Here is a 3992-nt window from a genome sequence, read left to right on the forward strand (position 1 = left end):
GGAAGGTGCCCGGCTCCAGCCGGAAGAAGTTGAAGACGTCGTCGACCGGCTCGGCATCCGGGCTGTAGGCGCCCGCGATGCGCTCGGCGGCACCGACCGGCGCGTAGACCGGCAGCGGCGGCTTGGGACCCGCGGGGTCGTATCGCCGGACCACAACGTAGTCGCACGCGTCTGACATGTGGTCACAGTGCAGATGGGTGAGCAGTATCGCGTCAACCGCGTCGAGCCCGGCGTATCGCTGCAGAGCGGACAGTGATCCCGACCCGAAATCGACGAGAAGCCGAAAACCCTGGGCCTCGACGAGGTAGGCGGAACAGGCCGATTCGGGGCCGGGGAAACTACCGGCACAGCCGAGAACGGTCAGTCGCATGCGGATACCCCTGAATCACGCCCCGTCGTCCACGCCCCGTCCGACCGGCCCGTGGTGATAATCAGAGACCAGTCAATCACGCTGCGAAGCGTACGCCGGGACCAGCGCGCCGGATAAACGTCTGATCGATTTGTCGCCAAATCGACAACCTACATCACACCGCCCGTGACCTCGGTCTCCATGCTCCGCGTTACTACCCGTGATGGATCCCCGTTGCACACCGTGAGGCCGTTGACTTCACTTTGCGGCCTCCGGCGCCCGGTCCTCCGGGCGGCGTGGAGAAACCCGAGCCTGGAGGCATGGCGATGTCGACCGACGTGGATGCACCGACGGCCGTCGTACCGTTCGGCTGGGAGGGCGACGTCGCCACGGTCGATCCGAACGACCGCGATCTGTTCTTCCGCTTCCCCGCCGCGGACGACCCCGCCCCCGGCACCCGCCGGCTGCTGTCCATGTCGCTCTACGCCTCGGCGCTCGGCCTGATCGGGGTCGGGGTGGGCGTGCGCGGGTTCATCTCGGTGGTCGGCGGCGTGCCCGGCTGGTACATCCCGGTGCTCTCCCTGCTCGGCCTGATGAGCGTCGCGCTGGTCGTGGGCGCGTTCCTCTCGATCCACCGGCGGGTGCTCCCCTACGTGCTCATGCTCGCCGCGGCGGTCCCGCTGGCCGGCGACGTGGCCCTGGCGGTCACCCAGTAACAACGTGGTAGCCCACCCACGTGTCGGACCCTCGGACAGGTGGGTGGGCTACCACTTTGCTCGGCCGGCGGCTGCGTGCGGCCTTGCGCACGACGGCGGCCGGCTGGGACTTCGGGACTTCAGATGGCTCGTATTCCGCAAAGCCTTTGATCTAAGCCCAGAGCTGGCCGTCGAGCGCGTCTTCCGCGTCGGAGAGCGTGCCGCCGTAGGCGCCGGTCGACAGGTATTTGTAGCCGCCGTCGCAGATCACGAACGCCACGTCGGCGCGACGGCCGGCCTTGACCGCCTCGTGCGCCACCGCCAGCGCCGCGTGCAGGATCGCGCCGCTGGAGAAGCCGGCGAAGATGCCCTCGACCTCGACCAGCTGACGGGTACGCAGGACCGCGTCGCGGGTGCCGACCGAGAAGCGCCGGTTGAGCACCGTCGCGTCGTAGAGCTCGGGGACGTACCCCTCGTCGATGTTGCGCAGGCCGTAGACCAGCTCGCCGTAGCGGGGCTCGGCGGCCACGATCTCGATGCCCTCGACCTTCTCCTTGAGGAAGCGGCCGGTGCCCATCAGCGTGCCGGTGGTGCCCAGCCCGGCCACGAAATGCGTGATCGTCGGCAGGTCGCGCAGCAGCTCGGGACCGGTCGTCTCGTAGTGGGCGCGGGCGTTCGCCGGGTTGCCGTACTGGAACAACATCACCCAGTCGGGGTGCTCGGCGGCGATCTGCTTGGCGGTCGCCACCGCCTGGTTGGAGCCGCCCGCGGCCGGCGAGAAGATGATCTCGGCGCCGTACATGCGCAGGAGCTGCACGCGCTCGGCGGACACGTTCTCCGGCATCACGCAGACCAAGCGGTAACCGCGCAGCTTGGCCACCATGGCCAGGGAGATGCCCGTGTTGCCGCTGGTCGGCTCGAGGATCGTGTCGCCCGGGCGCAGCCGGCCGGCCTCCTCGGCCTCGCGCACCATGTAGAGCGCCGGCCGGTCCTTGATGCTCCCGGTGGGGTTGCGGTCCTCGAGCTTCGCCCACAGCCGCACCGGCGGTGCCCCGTCGGGCACCGTCGGCGAGAGGCGGGGCAGACCGACCAGCGGTGTGCCGCCGCACGCGTCCAGGAGGCTCTCGTAGCGAGCCATGCCGTCTACAAACCTAGGAGGGCCGCGGCCGCGGCGAAGCCGAGCGCGCCGCCGGCCACCGCCGGCAGGATGGTGATGGAGTCACCGTCGGAGAGCTTGGCGTCCAGCGCGCCGAGGAAGCGGACGTCCTCGTCGTTGACGTAGACGTTCACGAAGCGGTGCAGACCGCCCTCGGGGGTGATCAGCCGGCCCTTGAGGCCGCTGTGCTTGGCGTCCAGGTCGTCGATCAGGCTCGACAGCGTCTCGCCGGAGCCCTCGACGGTCTTCGCGCCGCCGGTGTAGCTGCGCAGGATGGTGGGAACGCGGACTTCGATAGCCATTGCTGTGATGCTCCTCAAGAAGAATGAGTTCAAGACGGACGGGGTCGGGAGTCGTCGCTCAGCGACACTCATAGAAAACCGACGCCGGGCTCTGCCCGAACATGAACGTCTGAACCATCACACTTCCACTGTCGCATCCACGATGTTGACCTCTTCCTCGGTCACCACGGTGTCCACGATACGGAACGACCGGATCTCCTCGCCCGCGGGATCGCGTGTCGAGACGAGAAGGTAGTGAGCGCCCGGCTCGCCAGCGAAGGAGATGTCGGTCCGCGACGGATAAGCCTCCGTCGCCGTGTGCGAGTGGTAGATGACGACCGGCTCCTCGTCGTTGTCGTCCATCTCGCGCCAGACCCGCAACTGCTCCATCGAGTCGAACTCGTAGAACGTCATCGACCGGGCGGCGTTGTCCATCTCGATGAGGCGGGTCGGCACGTCGCTGCCGATCGGGCCGGCGACCACGCCACAGGCCTCGTCCGGGTGGTCCCGGCGGGCGTGGGCGACGATCGCCTTGACGATCGCGCTGTCGATGGTCAGCACACACTTCACATTACCGTGGGAAATCGGAGATCAGGCGTGGCCGTGGCCACAGCTCAGTCGATCTCCGGGAGCGAGTTGAGCAGCGACTCCTGCAGGTAGCCGAGGTAGGCGTAGACACTGAGCTGGAACACCCGGCTGGAGGCCGGGTCGTGCAGCACCGCGTCGTCGAGCTCGTCGCCCAGGTCGGTCTCCGCGCTGATGTCGAGCCGGGTGCCCATCGCCAGGCGGGCGTCGTTGATCGCCCGAAGCCAGGCCTCCGCCGTCTCCGCGTCCAGCCGCACCTCGCCCGGCCCGTCGTCGGGCAGCGCGGCCAGGATCGCGCCGGCCTGGTCGATCTTGCCGGTCTTGAGCTCACCCTCGGTGTACTGCCGGAACTCGGCCGAATCCTCGGGGCGGTCGGGATAGATGTCCGGAAACAGCCGGTCGACCACCGGGTCGCCGTGGGCGAAGCCGTCGGTCAGCAGGTCGACGACCTCACCGGCGACCTTGCGGAGCACGCGCACCTCGTCGATGGCGAACGCGGCCACGCACTCGCTGCCGTTGCGTCGGAACATGCCTAAACCACCCTCATGCGCGGTCGACCGTCGCCCACAGACCGTATCCGTGCAATTGCGAGGCGTCCAACTCCATGCGCTCGCGGGCTCCGGACGAAACAACGGCCTTGCCCTTGTTGTGCACGTCCAACATCAGCGACTCGGCCTTCTCGCGGCTATAGCCGAACAGCTTCTGGAACACCCAGGTCACATACGACATCAGATTGACCGGGTCGTCCCAGACGATCGTCACCCAGGGCCGGTCGACTTCCGGGACTTCCTCGATCTCCGGCGTCTCGGCGGGAGCGACCTGGGGCAGCGCCATGCCCACCATCGTGCCACCGGATCGGCGTGATCGTGGAACCAGAACCTTTAAGCCCTGGTCACGAACCGGTAGACCGCACCGGTGGGTCCGGC

At 68.0% G+C, this 3992-nt stretch carries 6 protein-coding genes and 1 pseudogene; 1 reads left to right on the forward strand and 6 read right to left on the reverse strand.

From position 1 onward, the window contains the following. Positions 1-370 (reverse strand): MBL fold metallo-hydrolase (locus AB0M20_RS30825; protein WP_364303840.1); only part of this gene is annotated, 370 nt, incomplete at its 3' end. 299 nt (positions 371-669) lie between these two features. Here AB0M20_RS30825 and AB0M20_RS30830 point away from each other — a divergent pair. Continuing rightward, positions 670-1065 carry a hypothetical protein gene (locus AB0M20_RS30830; RefSeq protein WP_364303841.1) on the forward strand — a complete coding sequence of 132 codons (396 nt, stop codon included), beginning with the start codon at positions 670-672 and terminating at the stop codon, positions 1063-1065. Between the two features lie 151 nt (positions 1066-1216). Here the strand turns inward: AB0M20_RS30830 and AB0M20_RS30835 are convergent, their stop codons facing one another. The 5 genes and pseudogenes from AB0M20_RS30835 to clpS form a co-directional block, all read right to left on the reverse strand. Next, complete coding sequence (locus tag AB0M20_RS30835) at positions 1217-2182, reverse strand: cysteine synthase (protein ID WP_364303842.1); 966 nt, start codon at positions 2180-2182, stop codon at positions 1217-1219. A 5-nt stretch (positions 2183-2187) separates the two neighbouring features. Further along, complete coding sequence (locus AB0M20_RS30840; RefSeq protein WP_364303843.1) at positions 2188-2502, reverse strand: MoaD family protein; 315 nt, start codon at positions 2500-2502, stop codon at positions 2188-2190. 58 nt (positions 2503-2560) lie between these two features. Further along, positions 2561-3042, reverse strand: a pseudogene (locus AB0M20_RS30845) (M67 family metallopeptidase). 53 nt (positions 3043-3095) lie between these two features. Further along, complete coding sequence (locus AB0M20_RS30850) at positions 3096-3596, reverse strand: DUF2017 domain-containing protein (RefSeq protein ID WP_364303844.1); 501 nt, start codon at positions 3594-3596, stop codon at positions 3096-3098. A gap of 13 nt (positions 3597-3609) precedes the next feature. Further along, positions 3610-3900: an ATP-dependent Clp protease adapter ClpS gene (gene clpS / locus AB0M20_RS30855; RefSeq protein WP_364303845.1), complete on the reverse strand. Its 291-nt coding sequence runs from the start codon at positions 3898-3900 to the stop codon at positions 3610-3612. Positions 3901-3992 lie beyond the last annotated feature (92 nt).

The organism is Actinoplanes sp. NPDC051633 (assembly GCF_040681735.1).
Taxonomy (GTDB): Bacteria; Actinomycetota; Actinomycetes; order Mycobacteriales; family Micromonosporaceae; genus Actinoplanes.